Source organism: Micromonospora sp. WMMA1949 (assembly GCF_027460145.1).
Taxonomy (GTDB): Bacteria; Actinomycetota; Actinomycetes; order Mycobacteriales; family Micromonosporaceae; genus Micromonospora.
This window is the reverse complement of record NZ_JAPZBG010000001.1, coordinates 1,321,750-1,335,957: the sequence shown is the minus strand read 5'-3', so window position 1 is coordinate 1,335,957 and position 14,208 is coordinate 1,321,750. Positions and strand designations below refer to the sequence as shown.

General features: G+C 73.8%; 11 protein-coding genes and 3 tRNA genes. 9 read left to right on the top strand and 5 right to left on the bottom strand.

Annotated elements, in window-relative coordinates; genetic code table 11:
• Positions 1-14 precede the first annotated feature (14 nt).
• Entirely contained in the window at positions 15-1,172 is a 1,158-nt protein-coding gene (locus O7607_RS05990) for a cellulose binding domain-containing protein (RefSeq protein ID WP_269701578.1), read from the top strand.
• Between the two features lie 24 nt (positions 1,173-1,196).
• On the opposite strand, the gene O7607_RS05985 is transcribed toward O7607_RS05990, so the two are convergent.
• Both O7607_RS05985 and O7607_RS05980 read right to left on the bottom strand, forming a co-directional pair.
• Positions 1,197-2,081, bottom strand: coding sequence for a 3-methyladenine DNA glycosylase (locus tag O7607_RS05985; protein WP_269701576.1), 885 nt, complete (start codon positions 2,079-2,081; stop codon positions 1,197-1,199).
• 34 nt (positions 2,082-2,115) lie between these two features.
• Complete coding sequence (locus tag O7607_RS05980; RefSeq protein WP_269701574.1) at positions 2,116-3,567, bottom strand: hypothetical protein; 1,452 nt, start codon at positions 3,565-3,567, stop codon at positions 2,116-2,118.
• A gap of 214 nt (positions 3,568-3,781) precedes the next feature.
• Between O7607_RS05980 and O7607_RS05975 the strand changes: the two genes are divergently transcribed.
• The 4 genes from O7607_RS05975 (at position 3,782) to O7607_RS05960 (ending at position 5,135) form a co-directional block, all read left to right on the top strand.
• Complete coding sequence (locus O7607_RS05975) at positions 3,782-4,585, top strand: fumarylacetoacetate hydrolase family protein (RefSeq protein ID WP_269701572.1); 804 nt, start codon at positions 3,782-3,784, stop codon at positions 4,583-4,585.
• A 107-nt stretch (positions 4,586-4,692) separates the two neighbouring features.
• Positions 4,693-4,764, top strand: a tRNA-Gln gene (locus tag O7607_RS05970).
• A 74-nt stretch (positions 4,765-4,838) separates the two neighbouring features.
• Positions 4,839-4,911, top strand: a tRNA-Glu gene (locus O7607_RS05965).
• Positions 4,912-5,062: 151 nt separating this feature from the next.
• Positions 5,063-5,135, top strand: a tRNA-Glu gene (locus O7607_RS05960).
• 177 nt (positions 5,136-5,312) lie between these two features.
• Here the strand turns inward: O7607_RS05960 and O7607_RS05955 are convergent.
• The gene (locus O7607_RS05955; protein WP_013284529.1) at positions 5,313-5,999 is read right to left on the bottom strand and encodes an IclR family transcriptional regulator; all 687 of its coding nucleotides are present in this window, start codon (positions 5,997-5,999) and stop codon (positions 5,313-5,315) included.
• A gap of 49 nt (positions 6,000-6,048) precedes the next feature.
• On the opposite strand from O7607_RS05955, the gene leuC reads away from it, so the two are divergent.
• From leuC to O7607_RS05935, 4 genes are all read left to right on the top strand, one after another.
• The gene (gene leuC / locus O7607_RS05950; RefSeq protein ID WP_269701570.1) at positions 6,049-7,491 is read left to right on the top strand and encodes a 3-isopropylmalate dehydratase large subunit; all 1,443 of its coding nucleotides are present in this window, start codon (positions 6,049-6,051) and stop codon (positions 7,489-7,491) included.
• Between the two features lie 15 nt (positions 7,492-7,506).
• A complete protein-coding gene (leuD, locus tag O7607_RS05945; RefSeq protein ID WP_269701568.1) occupies positions 7,507-8,094 on the top strand; it encodes a 3-isopropylmalate dehydratase small subunit in 588 nt (195 codons plus the stop codon).
• A 160-nt stretch (positions 8,095-8,254) separates the two neighbouring features.
• The gene (locus O7607_RS05940; protein ID WP_332367298.1) at positions 8,255-8,860 is read left to right on the top strand and encodes an HU family DNA-binding protein; all 606 of its coding nucleotides are present in this window, start codon (positions 8,255-8,257) and stop codon (positions 8,858-8,860) included.
• Between the two features lie 135 nt (positions 8,861-8,995).
• On the top strand, positions 8,996-10,960 hold the full coding sequence (locus O7607_RS05935; protein WP_269701565.1) for an endonuclease/exonuclease/phosphatase family protein: 1,965 nt from the start codon (positions 8,996-8,998) through the stop codon (positions 10,958-10,960).
• A 16-nt stretch (positions 10,961-10,976) separates the two neighbouring features.
• Here the strand turns inward: O7607_RS05935 and O7607_RS05930 are convergent, their stop codons facing one another.
• The gene (locus tag O7607_RS05930) at positions 10,977-11,894 is read right to left on the bottom strand and encodes an NUDIX hydrolase (RefSeq protein WP_269701564.1); all 918 of its coding nucleotides are present in this window, start codon (positions 11,892-11,894) and stop codon (positions 10,977-10,979) included.
• 7 nt (positions 11,895-11,901) lie between these two features.
• Positions 11,902-14,208, bottom strand: a complete 2,307-nt coding sequence (locus tag O7607_RS05925; RefSeq protein ID WP_269701562.1) for an RNA degradosome polyphosphate kinase — start codon at positions 14,206-14,208, stop codon at positions 11,902-11,904.

The following is a 14,208-nucleotide window of genomic DNA, read 5'->3' as shown; positions in this document are numbered from 1 at the left end:
GGAGTCCCTTGCGCATGTCCCGAAACCCCCTGCGCGCCGCGCTGACCGCGCTCGCCGCGCTGCTACCGGTGCTCGCCCTCGGCCTCGCCCTCACCACCACCACGCCTCCGGCCGCCGCTGCGGCCACCCCGGTCCGCGTCATGCCGCTGGGCGACTCCATCACCGGGTCGCCCGGCTGCTGGCGCGCGATGCTCTGGAACCGCCTCCAGTCCACCGGCCACACCGACATCGACTTCGTCGGCACGCTCGGGCCGCAGGGCTGCGGCGTGCCGTACGACGGCGACAACGAGGGGCACGGCGGCTACCTCGCCACCAACGTGGCCAACCAGAACCTGCTGCCTGGCTGGCTGGCCGCCACCCGGCCGGACGTCGTGCTCATGCACTTCGGCACCAACGACGTGTGGAGCAACATCGCGCCCGCCACCGTCCTGGCCGCGTACTCGAAGCTGGTGGACCAGATGCGGGCCGCCAACCCGGCCACGACGGTGCTGGTCGCGAAGATCATCCCGATGAACCCGGCGAGCTGCCCCGAGTGCGGCCAGCGGACCGTGGCGCTCAACGCGCTCGTCGACGGCTGGGCGGCCGGGAAGACCACCGCCGCCTCGCCGATCGTGGTGGTCGACCAGTGGACCGGGTTCAGCACCGCCACCGACACGTACGACGGCGTGCACCCGAACGCGGCCGGGGACCAGAAGATGGCCGACAGGTGGTACCCGGCGCTGGTCGCCGCGCTGGGCCGCACCACGCCCGGTCCGACCACGTCCCCGACCGTCAGCCCCACCTCGTCGCCCACCGTCAGCCCCTCACCGACGCTCAGCCCGTCACCGACGACCAGCCCGTCGCCCACCGTCGGTCCGACGCCCCCGGCCGGTGGCTGCACCGCCACCTGGCGGATCGCCGGTCAGTGGCCGGGCGGCTTCCAGGGTGAGGTGACCGTCCGCAACGACGGCGCCGCGCCGATCGCCGGCTGGACCGTGCGCTTCCCGCTCGCCGCCGGCCAGCGGGTCAGCCAGGCGTGGAGCGCCGACGTGACGCAGAGCGGAACCACAGTGACCGCCCGGAACGCGAGCTGGAACGGCACGCTGGCCCCGGCCGCCCAGACCACGTTCGGGTTCCTGGCCGACGGTGCCGTCCCGAGCCCGGCCCCGGCGGTGACCTGCGCCGCGAACTGATCCCCGCGCCGGCCGGCCCCGCGCTCAGCGGCGGTCGGCCGGCACGGCCCGGTCCAGCGCGGCCAGCAGCCGTGCCCGCAACCCGGCGGCCCGCTCGGCGAACCCGCGCTGGGCGGCGGCGTACTCGGCCCGGCCCTCCGGCGTCTCCACAGGCACCGGCGGGTAGCCCAGGTCGGCCAGGTCGTACGGGCTGGCCCGCATGTCCAGCGCCCGGATCTCCCGGGCCAGCGCGAAACAGTCCGCCACCAGCTCCGACGGCACCAGCGGCGACAGCTTGTACGCCCACTTGTAGAGATCCATGTTGGCGTGCAAGCAGCCCGGCTGCTCCAGCGCGTGCTGGCCCTCCCGGGTCGGCTGGAGCACGTTGAGCGGCCGGGCCGGCGCGGTGAAGAACCGGAACGCGTCGAAGTGGCTGCACCGCACGCTGCGCTCCTCGACCACCGCCGCCGTCGCCGCCGGGCTCAGCCGCAGCGGCCAGGCGTTGTGCCGAACCTGCTCCTGGGTCTGCCGGTAGACCATCGCCCACTCGTGCATGCCGAAACAGCCGAACTGCGCCGGGCGTCCGGCGGTCGCCGCGAGCAGCGTACGGATCCAGGCGATCGACTCGGCGCGCCGCGCGCGTACCCGATCGGTGTCGAGGGTGAGCCCGGCGGCGCCCGCCGTGTAGTCCGGGCCGAAACCGGCCGGGTCGGCGTCGCGCAGCACCACGCCCGCGCCCGGGTGCCAGCGGCGCAGCTGCGCCGGGCGGTGCGAGTAGTAGGTGAACAGGAAGTCCTCCACCGGGTGCTTCACCCCGGTGCGGCGGCGGGCCAGGTGCGGCGTCAGCCAGGCGTCCACCCGCGCCTCGTGGGCGTGCCGGCGCGCCTGCCAGTCGGCCAGGTCGAGCGCGGGGGCGAGGGCGGCAGTCACACACCCCAGGGTACGACCGCCGCCCGTGCCCGGATCACGCCACGTCCACCCGCACGCCCGCCGAGAAGACGCCGCTGCGCAGCTCCAACCGTTTCGGCGGCTCGTCGCCGCGCATGGTGAACACCAGCGGCAGCAGCACCCGCCGCCCGGCGGCCACCGGCTGGGAGAAGACGTCCCGGCCCAGGTTCGCCACCCGGGTCGCGTCCTCGTCGGCGGCCACCCAGTTCCCGCTCGGCAGGTACGCGCGCTGCAACTGCCCGTGCCAGGTCTGCTCCTCGTTGGTGAGGTTGCGCACCCCGACCGTGGCCAGGCACGGCCGCCCCCCGCCCGGTGCCGCCGGCAGGACGTCGGTGCCGCAGCTCATGCGGTAGACGGTGAACTCGAACGCGGTCTCGCGCAGCGGCTGACCCAGCGCGCCGGTGACGCTGCTGCCCACCCACGCGCCGCTCGTCGGCTGCTTGGTGGTGTCCATCGCGGCCACCCGCTGCGTGGCCGACCAGGCCGCCGCGCCGACCACACCGGCCAGCACGGCCGCCGCCACGCCGACCACGAGCCACACCGGCGGCCGGCGACGACGGCTCGCGGGCGACGGCACCGCCGTACGCGGGTAGACGGTGCCGCGCTCGGCCGGCCCGCTGTGGCCTTGCGCACCCTGGCCTGCTCCGCCGTGGCCCGTTCCGCCCCGGCCGGGGCCGGCTCCGCCCGGCATGCCCAGGCCGGGCACGCCGCCTTCGGGGGCGCCGGTGTGCAGGGCGACGCCTCCCGCCGCCGTGCGCCGGCGGCGGCGCCGGAGCGCCCACCACACCACACCGGCGGTGACCACCAGCAGCGCGGTGAACGCGGCCAGCAGCACCGGCGGCCGCCGCCAGGCCGGAGCGGCGGTGACCTGCGCCGCCGGGGCCGTCGCGGCGCCCACCCACGTGGCCGTGGCGCAGTCGAACGGGCGCGTGCCGTCCGTGCCGTAGACGCAGGTGGGTGCCGTCACCGAGCGGCCGGGACCGGGGACGGACAGCGCGGTGTGCAACGTGGTGGTGCTCTTCGCCGGCAGGCGCAGCCGCCAGGTCACCTCACCGGCGCTCGTGCCGGCGGGGCGGCTGGTCCGCCCACCGCCGGTCACCGTGGTGGCCCGCGACCCGTTCGGCAGTTCCTGCCGGACCATGGTGTCGACCGGCGCCGTGCCGGCGTTGCGGACCTCGATCCGGTAACCCGGTGCCGGGGTGCCCGACGCGCCCACCGCCACGCTGACCGGGGGCATCGACGGCCGGACCGGCGCCGGGCCGGTGGTCGGCACCGCCGGGGGCACCGCCGGCACGCCGGTCGGGATCGGGGTGGCCGCGGCACCCGGGATGACAGCCGGTGCCGGGACTGGACGGGCGGCGGCGGCCGCGCCGGGCGTCGCCGGGGACAGCGCCGGTACGGCGGCGATGACGCCGAGGCAGTTCACGAACACTGCCAGGGCCCTCTGGTGTCGTCTCGATGCAGGCATACCAACGAACCTCCGGACCCGAAGCTATGGGCCGGGGGCCGCCGGGTGGGTACGAAGCCGCCATTCCCGCCCCGTCCGGCGCGATCACGCGTACCCTGCCGGCCCCTGCCGATCCGGTGCCGCCAGGGGCCGGCGAGGGCCCGGCGCGCGGCGGCCGGGCGTGCCGCCTGCCGGTGTCCGCCGGGCGGCGCGCGGGCGGGGATAGATTGGCCGGGTGCGTATCGCTCGTTTCGCTCATGCCAAGGGAATGTCGTTCGGAGCCGTCGAGGGCGAGCCGGAGGCCGGGCCGCAGGGCCTGACCATCGCCGAGATCGAGGGCCACCCGTTCGGGCAGATCCAGTTCTCCGGCGCCCGCTGGGCGCTCTCCGACGTCCGGCTGCTGTCGCCGATCCTGCCCAGCAAGGTGGTCTGTGTCGGCCGTAACTACGCCGAGCACGCCGCCGAGCACGGCAGCGAGGTGCCGAAGGAGCCGCTGCTCTTCCTCAAGCCGTCCACCTCGGTGATCGGCCCCCGCGACGCCATCCGGCTGCCGATCTTCTCCAAGCAGGTCGAGCACGAGGCGGAACTCGCCGTGGTGATCGGCGCCCCGGGTGCCCGCCGGGCCGACCGGGCCGCCGCCGAACGGGCCATCTTCGGCTACACCTGCGCCAACGACGTCACCGCGCGGGACCTCCAGCGCTCCGACGGGCAGTGGACCCGCGCCAAGGGCTTCGACTCGTTCTGCCCGATCGGGCCGTGGATCACCACCGGTCTCGACGTCAGCGACCTGGAGATCCGGTGTGAGGTGGGTCGCAATCCGGAGGAGATGGAGGTACGCCAGCTCGGCCGGACCAAGGACATGGTGTTCGACGTGCCCGGCCTGGTGTCGTACATCTCGCACGTGATGACGCTGCTGCCCGGCGACGTGATCCTGACCGGCACGCCGGCGGGGGTTAGTCCGCTCACCGAGGGGGATACGGTCACCGTGCGGATCCAGGGGATCGGGGAGCTCAGCAACCCGGTGGTCCCTGTCGCCTGATTCGCTCCGATGCCTCGTTTCCGCTGGTCAGGTGGGTTTCGAGGGGTTGGATTTGGCCTGTCGGCACCGGGAGGGTAAAGTTCATTCCCGGCGCCGCAAGGGGCCAATGGGGTATGGGGTAATTGGCAGCCCGACTGATTCTGGTTCAGTTAGTCTAGGTTCGAGTCCTGGTACCCCAGCGCAGCCGCGGGTTCGCAAGAGCCCCGGACGCTGGATCCCGTCAGCTCACGCCGGCGGAATGCACGAAGGTTCTGGCCCCGTCGTCTAGCGGCCCAGGACGCCGCCCTCTCAAGGCGGTAGCGCCGGTTCGAATCCGGTCGGGGCTACAGCACCGACAGCCCGTCCCGTTCTTCGGGGCGGGCTTTCTGCTGTCCTGGCCCCGTCCGGAGGGGGTGACCCCCCTCAGTGGTGCCGGACGGGATGCCGCTAGACTACTGCCACGCCGCCCGGCAGGGTGGTGAAGCAGGAAAAGTGCCTGGCCCCGTCGTCTAGCGGCCCAGGACGCCGCCCTCTCAAGGCGGTAGCGCCGGTTCGAATCCGGTCGGGGCTACATCCACGAACGGCCCGTCTCGCATCCGCGAGGCGGGCCGTTCGCATTCCTCACCCCGCCCCGGCCCCCACTCCGCCCGACCGCCTCGTTGATCAAGGAATTTGTGTCCTCGGAGCCACCGAAATCCGCCCCAAACTCCTTGATCACCGGGGTGGGGGCGGCCTCGCGGCTGGGCGGTCAGAGGCCGGAGAGGCGCTGGCCGGCTCGGACGACGGCCATGGCGTGGCGTTCGCCGGGGCGGCGGCCGAGGCGCTCGATCGGGCCGGAGATGCTGATCGCGGCGATCACCCGCCCGGTGCGGTCGCGGATCGGCGCTGAGACGCTTGCCACACCCGCCTCCCGCTCGGCCACGCTCTGGGCCCACCCGCGCCGCCGCACCTCGGCCAGCGTGCGGCCGGTGAACTTGGAGCGGGGGAGCAGCGGCATGACCGCCTCCGGGGGCTCCCAGGCGAGCAGGATCTGCGCCGCCGACCCGGCGGTCATCGGCAGTACCGAGCCGACCGGGACGGTGTCCCGCAGGCCGCTGGCGCGCTCGGCGGCGGCCACACAGATCCGCTCGTCGGCGCGGCGCAGGTAGAGCTGGGCGCTTTCGCCGGTGGCGTCCCGTAGCGCGGCGAGCAGCGGCTCGGCGGCGGTGAGGAGCACGTCCGGGGCCGCGTTGGCCAGCTCGCCCAGGCGTGGACCCGGGCGCCAGCGCCCCTGGGTGTCCCGGACGAGCATCCGGTGTATCTCCAGCGCCTGTGCCAGCCGGTGCGCGGTGGCCCGGGGCAGCTTGGTGCGTTCAACGAGTTCGGCCAGGCTGGCGCCGTCGACACAGGCGGCCAGGATGACCACCGCCTTGTCGAGAACGCCGACACCGCTCATACTGTGTCCCACAAGCCGAAATTTACCTCCCAGAATTTAGGATGTCCAGATGGTGGGAGTCACTCAACCGAGGACCCTGGCCGAGAAGGTCTGGGACGCACACGTGGTCCGCGCCGCCGACGGCGAGCCGGACCTGCTCTTCATCGACCTGCACCTGCTGCACGAGGTGACCAGCCCGCAGGCGTTCGACGGGCTGCGTCTGGCCGGGCGCGGGGTCCGCCGTACCGACCTGACGATCGCGACCGAGGACCACAACACCCCGACCGGGTACGACGACCCGGCGTTCCGCTCCCGGCGCGGCGACCTGCTCACGATCGCGGATCCCACCTCCCGCACCCAGATCGAGACGCTGCGCCGCAACTGCGCCGAGTTCGGCATCCGCCTGCACCCGCTGGGCGACGACAACCAGGGCATCGTGCACGTCATCGGCCCGCAGCTGGGCCTCACCCAGCCCGGCATGACGATCGTGTGCGGCGACTCGCACACCGCGACCCACGGCGCCTTCGGAGCGCTGGCGTTCGGCATCGGCACCAGTGAGGTCGAACACGTCCTGGCCACGCAGACGCTGCCGCAGGCCCGCCCGAAGACCATGGCCGTGAACGTCGTCGGCGAGCTGGGCCCCGGCGTCACCGCCAAGGACCTGGTGCTCGCGCTGATCACGCAGGTCGGCACCGGCGGTGGGCGTGGTCACATCGTCGAGTACCGGGGCGAGGCGATCCGCGACCTCTCGATGGAGGGGCGGATGACGATCGCGAACATGTCCATCGAGTGGGGCGCCAAGGCCGGCATGATCGCGCCGGACGAGACCACGTTCGCGTACCTGAAGGGCCGGCCCAACGCGCCCCAGGGCGACGACTGGGACGCGGCGCTGGAGTACTGGCGGACGCTGCCCACCGACGAGGGCGCGACCTTCGACACCGAGGTCACCCTCGACGCGAGCCGGATCACGCCGTTCGTCACCTGGGGCACCAACCCCGGGCAGGGCGCGCCGCTGGGCGCCACCGTGCCGGACCCGGAGGAGTTCGTCACCGAGCCGGAGCGGGTCGCCGCCCGGCGCGCGCTGGAGTACATGGACCTCACCCCGGGCACCCCGCTGCGCGACCTCGCCGTGGACGTGGTGTTCGTCGGCTCCTGCACCAACGGCCGCCTGGAGGACCTGCGGGCCGCCGCCGAGGTGCTGCGCGGACGGCGGGTCGCCGACGGCGTACGCATGCTGGTGGTCCCCGGCTCCGCCGCGGTCCGGGAGGCGGCCGAGATCGAAGGGCTGGACAAGGTCTTCACCGACGCCGGCGCCGAGTGGCGCTTCGCCGGCTGCTCGATGTGTCTGGGCATGAACCCGGACACCCTGAAGCCGGGCCAGCGCTCCGCCTCGACCTCCAACCGCAACTTCGAGGGACGGCAGGGCCGGGGCGGGCGTACGCACCTGGTGTCCCCGCCGGTCGCCGCCGCCACCGCGGTCGTCGGCCGCCTGGCCGCTCCCGCCGACCTGTAGAAGGGCAGCCGAGAGATGGACAAGTTCACCACCCACACGGGCACCGCCGTGCCGCTGCGCCGATCCAACGTGGACACCGACCAGATCATCCCGGCGGTGTACCTCAAGCGGGTGACCCGGACCGGTTTCGCCGACGGGCTGTTCAGCGCGTGGCGGGAGGACAAGTCATTCGTCCTCAACGATCCGGCTCATTCGGGTGCGTCGATTCTGATCGCCGGTCCCGAGTTCGGCACCGGATCCTCCCGGGAGCATGCCGTCTGGGCGCTGCGGGACTGGGGCTTCCGGGCCGTCATCTCGCCTCGCTTCGGCGACATCTTCCGCGGCAACGCGCTCAAGGAAGGCCTCCTTCCGGTCGAGCTGGAATTGAAAGCCGTGGAAGAATTGTGGGATCTCGTGGAATCGGAGCCGAGCACTCCGATCACTGTCGACCTCGCCTCCCGCCAGGTCCACGCCGGTGACGCCACCTGGGCCTTCCCGCTGGACGACCACAGCCGCTGGCGGTTGATGGAGGGCTTGGATGACATTGGACTCACCCTCCGGCACGAGGCCGACATCAGCGCCTTCGAGGCGTCCCGGCCGTCGTTCCTGCCGTCGGTAGCCTGACCGCAGACCGCATTTCGCCCCCACCGGCCTCGCTGGTGGGGGCGAATCCGTTGCGACACAAGGGCTTTTTTCCACCGAATGTTTGTGTCCAGGCAGCACAGGGCATACCGTGCGCGCAGAATGGCTCGCGTCGAGTCAGTTGCACAATCGGGAGGAAGTCGTGAACAAGGCCGAGCTCATCGAGGCGCTCGCCGTTCGCCTGGGGGACCGGAAGACGGCGACGGCCGCGCTCGACGCGGTTCTCGCTGAGGTCCAGGCGGCGGTCACCAAGGGCGAGAAGGTGGCGATCACCGGTTTCGGAGCGTTCGAGAAGCGCGTCCGGGGAGCCCGAACAGCGCGCAATCCACGGACCGGCGAGGCGGTGAAGGTCAAGAAGACCTCCGTCCCGACGTTCCGGGCGGGCGCGGGCTTCAAGGAGATGGTGGCCAGCGGCAAGGTGCCCAAGGACACCGCCGCCGCGAAGAAGACCACCGGCGCCGCGAAGAAGACCACGGCGGCGAAGACCACCGGGGCCGCGAAGAAGACCACGGCGGCGAAGGCCACCAAGACCACCGCTACCAAGAAGGCCGCGCCGGCGAAGAAGGCCGCCGCGACCAAGACCACGGCGGCGAAGAAGACGACCGCGGCGAAGTCCACCGCGGCCAAGAAGACCACTGCCGCCAAGAAGACGACCGCGGCGAAGTCCGCCACGGCCAAGAAGACCACGGCGGCCAAGAAGGCGCCCGCGAAGAAGGCACCGGCCAAGAAGGCCGCCACCCGGCGCTGACCGGACGGCCCACGAAAGGGCGCCCACCGTTCGCGGTGGGCGCCCTTTCGCACGGGTACGCCGTTGACCGCCCGCCGTCGCGCCCCGCAGAATCGCCGTGCCGAAATCCCCCGTCGGTCACGAGAAGAGGCGCCCGTGCGGCACCGTCACCTCTCCACCCTCACGCTCGCGCTCGGTGTCGCGGTCCTGCTGGACGTGCTGCGGGTCTGGCTCCCGTCGGTCATCACCCTGTTCGGCCGGGCCGCCGAGACGCCCGCAGAGTTGCTCGGCGCGTTCGCGCTCGGCTGGTTCCTGCTCGCCCTCGGCGCGCCCACGCTCGTACGCCGCGTCGGCCCCGCCCCGGTCGGTCTGGTCGCGGCCGGTGTGCTGGCCGCGGCCCGGCTGGCGCTGACCGCGCAACCCGGTGGCCCGGCCCAGCTCTGGCTGGCCTGCGCCGGACTGCTCGCCGGCCTGGTCTGGCTCGCCGCCGTGGCCGCGACCGTGCCGCGCCCGGTCGCCGGGCTGGCGCTCGGCCTGGCCGGGAACGCGGTCGGGCACGCCCTGCTCGGCACCGAGGACCTGGTGTGGCGTGGCGGTGCGCTCGCCTGGAGCCTGAGCGCCCTGCTGGTGCTGGTGTTCCTGGCCGCATCGGTGGCGGTACGGCGGGAGCGGGCGAGCGGCGACGCGGCGGGAACGGCCGGTGCGGCCGACGGCGACGCCGGGCGGCGCGTGCCTGTCCCGGGTCGCCGGGCCTGGTTGCTGTGCGGGCCGGCGCTGCTGCTGGCCGGTCAGGTGGCGCTCGCCCCGGCGCTCTGGAGCGCCGCCGCCGGCACCGGATCGCCCGGATTCCCGGGCCTCGCCCGCCCGGCCGGCGGACACCTGCTGGGCGCGCTCGCGGTGCTGCTGTTCCTCGCGGCGGCGTTGTTCCGGGCACCGGTGCACGTGGCGCGGATGCTGTGGCCGTTGGCGCTGCTCGCCGGGTCGGTGCTGTTCGTGACCGGGCTTCTCGTCCCGGCGTACCTGCTCACCGCCGCCGGTCTCGGCGGCTGCCTGGCGCTCACCGACGCGGCCGCCGACCGGGCCGCCGCCACCGACGGACGAGACGCGGACGGCGGGCGGGCGGGGGCGCGGCGCGGGCGGGCGCCGGCGCTCGGGATGCTGGTGTTCGCGGTGGCCACGGTGGCCTACTACGCCGCCTACGACCTGGGGTACCCCAACGGCTGGGCGCCGGTCGCCACGGCCGTCCTGGTGGCTCTGGTGGCCGCTACGGCGCCTCTCCGGCCCGCACCGGCGTCGTCCGGCGCGGCGGTTCCCGGCCCGGTGCTGCCCGCCGCGGCCCGGATCGCTGCCCTGGCGGGGCTCACCGCGCTGGCCGGGCTCGCCGCCGCGCTGCACGTGCCACCGGCACCGGCCCGCGCCACGAGCGCCACGGCGACGGTACGGGTGGCGGCGTACAACATCCGGATGGGGTTCGGCCTGGACGGCCGGCTGGACCTGGACGCGGTGGCCCGGGAGTTGCGCGGCGCGGACGTGGTGCTGCTCAGCGAGGTCGACCGGGGCTGGTGGCTCAACGGCGGCCACGACACGCTGGCGTTGCTGGCCGGGCGGCTGGAGATGCCGTACGTCTTCGCGCCCGCCGCCGATCCGGTCTGGGGCGACGCGGTGCTGAGCCGTTTCCCGATGCGGTCCGGGCAGACCCGGCGGCTGAGGGCGCACGGCGCGCCGACCGGGGCGCAGGCGCTCGGCGTCACGCTCGACCTCGGCGGCCGGGAACTGGCCGTGGTGGCCACGCACCTGCAGCCGCCGCCCGGCCGGGATCCGGTCGAGCAGGCGGGCGAGGTGGCCGCGTTCGCCGGGCGGTACGCGAACGGCCGTCCACTGGTGCTGGGCGGCGACCTGAACACCGAGCCGGACGACGCGGCGTTCGCCGAGTTCACCCGCACCGGGCTGGTGGACGCGCTGGCCGCGGCCCGGCCGCTGCGGACGAGCCCGGCCGACGACCCCCGCACCCAGATCGACCACGTCTTCACCTCGCCGGGCCTGACCGCCGGCGAGGTACGCGCACCGCGCACCGAGGCCAGCGACCACCTGCCGGTGACGCTCACCGTCACGCTGCCCTGAACCGCCGCCGCCCGCCTCACAACCGGTCGGGCAGCACGAGCCGGTCGCCGGCGAACGGCAACAGCCAGCCGCCGCCCTTCGCGGTGGTGAAGTCCTCGCCCACGCGGCCGGTGAGGCGTTCCAGCGCACCCGGGATCACCTTGCCCTGGCTGCACACCGCGACCGTCCCGACGGCCTGCGCCAGCGTGGTCAGCCGGGCCGCGGCGGCGAGCGCGCACTCCTCGACCTGCTGGCCCGGCGCCGGCTCGTCGAAGTCGCCGCAGACCTCGATCGGCAGGTCCAGCCGGGCCGCCGACGGGTCCAGCGTCTGCACGCAGCGCCGGGCCGAGGCGGAGAACAGGCGGGCCGGGCGGACCAGCGCGACGAGCGGGACCAGCGCCCGCGCCTGCGTCCACCCCTGCTCGTCCAGTGGGCGGCCGTGGTCCGGGCCGGTCCAGGTGCCGCGCTTGCCGGCGTGCGCGTGCCGGACCAGCAGCACCGTCGCGGTGACCGGCGGCAGCGCCGCGAACGCGGCGATCACCTCGGCGTCGTGCGGGTAGCTGACCCGGCGTACCGCGTCGTCGACCGGGAACCAGGCCACGTCGTCGACCTCGGTGCCGGGCTGGAAACCGCCAGTGCCCGCCGCCCGCATGGACCAGTAGTCGACCGCCTTGGCGTGCCCCTCGCTGCGGTAGCGGACCGTGGGCAGGCGGACCTGCGGCACGGCCCGGACGTCGGTCTCCTCGGCCACCTCGCGGACGGCCGCCACCAGCGGATGCTCGTCGCGGTCCAGCTTGCCCTTCGGCAGCGACCAGTCGCCGTACCGGGGGCGGTGCACCAGGCAGACCTCGACGCCGGCCGGACCCGGGCGCCACACCACGCCGCCGGCAGCCCGGATCCGTACCGGTTCGTCGTCGCTCACCCGCTCACCGTATGCCCGCCCGGCACGCGCCACGGCCCGGTCAGTCCGCCCGGCCGCCGACCCGGCGCAGCAACAGATCCTGGAGGTGGGTCAGCGGCACGTCGCCGTCCCCGGTTCGCCGGTGCCAGGTGCCGTCCGCGGCCAGTTCGAACGCGTCCACGTCGCTGTCGAACGCGGCGGTGAGGACGTGGTCCAGCTCGGCCCGGGCCACCGGGTCGCTCACCTGCACCAGCGCCTCCACCCGGCGGTCCAGGTTGCGGTGCATCAGGTCGGCCGAGCCCATCCAGAACTCGGCGTCGCCGTTGTTGCCGAACCGGAAGATCCGGGAGTGTTCCAGGAACCGGCCGAGGATCGAGCGGACCCGGATGTTCTCCGACAGGCCCGGCACGCCCGGCCGCAACGTGCACATGCCGCGGATCAGCAGGTCGACGTGCACGCCTGCCCGCGACGCCCGGTAGAGCGCGTCGGTGATCTCCTCGTCCACCAGGGAGTTCACCTTGAACTGCACCAGCCCGGGCATGCCCAGCCGGACGTGCTCGATCTCCCTGTCGATGCGCTCGATCAGGCCGCTGCGGATGCCCTGCGGCGCCACCAGCAGCCGCCGGAACGCGGTCTGCCGGCTGTAGCCGGTGAGCACGTTGAACAGGTCGGTCAGGTCGGCGCCGATCTCCGGGTCGGCGGTGAGCATGCCGAAGTCCTCGTAGAGCCGGGCCGTCTTCGGGTGGTAGTTGCCGGTGCCGATGTGGCAGTAGCGGCGGATCTGGTTGCCCTCCTGGCGTACCACCAGCGCGGTCTTGCAGTGCGTCTTGAGCCCCACCAGGCCGTAGACGACGTGACAGCCGGCCCGTTCCAGCGTGCGCGCCCAGCCGATGTTCGCCACCTCGTCGAAGCGCGCCTTCAGCTCGACCAGCACCACCACCTGCTTGCCGGCCGCGGCCGCGTCGACGAGCGCGTCGACGATCGGGGAGTCGCCGCTGGTGCGGTAGAGCGTCTGCTTGATGGCGAGCACGTTCGGGTCGGCCGCCGCCTGCTCGACGAAGCGCTGCACGCTGGTGGCGAACGAGTGGTACGGGTGGTGCACCAGCACGTCGCCGTCGCGCAGCGTGGCGAAGACGCTGCGCGGCACCTCACCCTCGGCAAGACGCGGATGGGTGGCCGGCACGAACGACGGGTCCTTCAGGTCGGGCCGGTCCGCCTCGCCGTAGACCTGCCAGAGCGCGGAGAGGTCGAGCAGGCCGCGTACGCGCAACACGTCGTGGCCGTCCATGTCCAGCTCCCGGACCAGCAGCTCCAGCATGTGGTCGGAGATGGAGGCGGCGACCTCGAGGCGTACCGGCGGGCCGAACCGGCGCCGGGCCAGCTCCCGTTCCAGCGCCTGGAGGAGGTCCTCGTCGCGGTCCTCGTCCACCTCCACCTCGGCGTTGCGGGTCACCCGGAACAGGTGGCACTCGACCACCTGCATGCCGGAGAACAGCTGGCCGAGGTGCACCGAGATGAGATCCTCGACCGGCAGGAACCGCACGCCCGGCTGGTCGCGGTGCACCCGGACGAACCGGGGCACGTTGTTCGGCACCTTCACCCGGGCGAACAGCTCCGAGCCGCCGTCCGGGTCGCGCACCGACACGGCCAGGTTCAGCGACCGGCCGGAGATGTACGGGAACGGGTGCGCCGGGTCGACCGCCAGCGGGGTGAGCACCGGGAAGATGTGCTCCCGGAACCAGGTGCGCAGCCGTTCCCGCTCGGCGTCGTCCAGGTCGCTCCAGCGCAGTATGCGGATCTCCTCGGCGGCGAGCTTCGGCAGCACGTCGTCGACGAGGCAGGCGGCGTGCCGGGCGACCAGGCCGGCGGCCTTGGAGGTGATCAGGTCGAGCTGGGTGCGCAGCGGCAGCCGGTCACCGCCGCGTACCGGCAGGCCGGCGGAGAGCCGCCGCTTCAGCCCGGCCACGCGGACCATGTAGAACTCGTCGAGGTTGCTGGCGAAGATGGCCAGGAACTTCGCCCGTTCCAGCAGCGGGGTGCGCGGATCCTCGGCGAGCGCCAGCACCCGGGCGTTGAAGTCGAGCCAGGACAGCTCCCGGTTGAGGAAGCGGTCCTCCGGCAGCGGCGGCGTGGTCGGTGGCCCGGCGTCCGCGGCGGTCCCGTCGGCCGGGCCGGGACCCTCGACCGGGTCCAGCGGCTCGTCCAGCCCGGTGGCGGCGGTCGCGTCCGGATCGGCGCCGAGGCGCTCCTCCGGGGGCCGGGTCTGGCGGAACCGCCCGTCCGAGCCGCGGGTGGGGCGGCCGTTGCGGGGCGTGCCGGGGTCGAGGATCGGCGGCGGGCCGTCGGGGTGCTCGCGAGGGGTGCTCAC

Excerpts from the sequence above, each read along its gene's own strand:
- leuC (WP_269701570.1), top strand. The coding sequence starts at position 6,049 with ATGGTGGGAGTCACTCAACCGAGGACCCTGGCCGAGAAGGTCTGGGAC.
- O7607_RS05980 (WP_269701574.1), bottom strand. The coding sequence starts at position 3,567 with ATGCCTGCATCGAGACGACACCAGAGGGCCCTGGCAGTGTTCGTGAAC.
- O7607_RS05990 (WP_269701578.1), top strand. The coding sequence starts at position 15 with ATGTCCCGAAACCCCCTGCGCGCCGCGCTGACCGCGCTCGCCGCGCTG.
- leuD (WP_269701568.1), top strand. The coding sequence starts at position 7,507 with ATGGACAAGTTCACCACCCACACGGGCACCGCCGTGCCGCTGCGCCGA.
- O7607_RS05955 (WP_013284529.1), bottom strand. The coding sequence starts at position 5,999 with ATGAGCGGTGTCGGCGTTCTCGACAAGGCGGTGGTCATCCTGGCCGCC.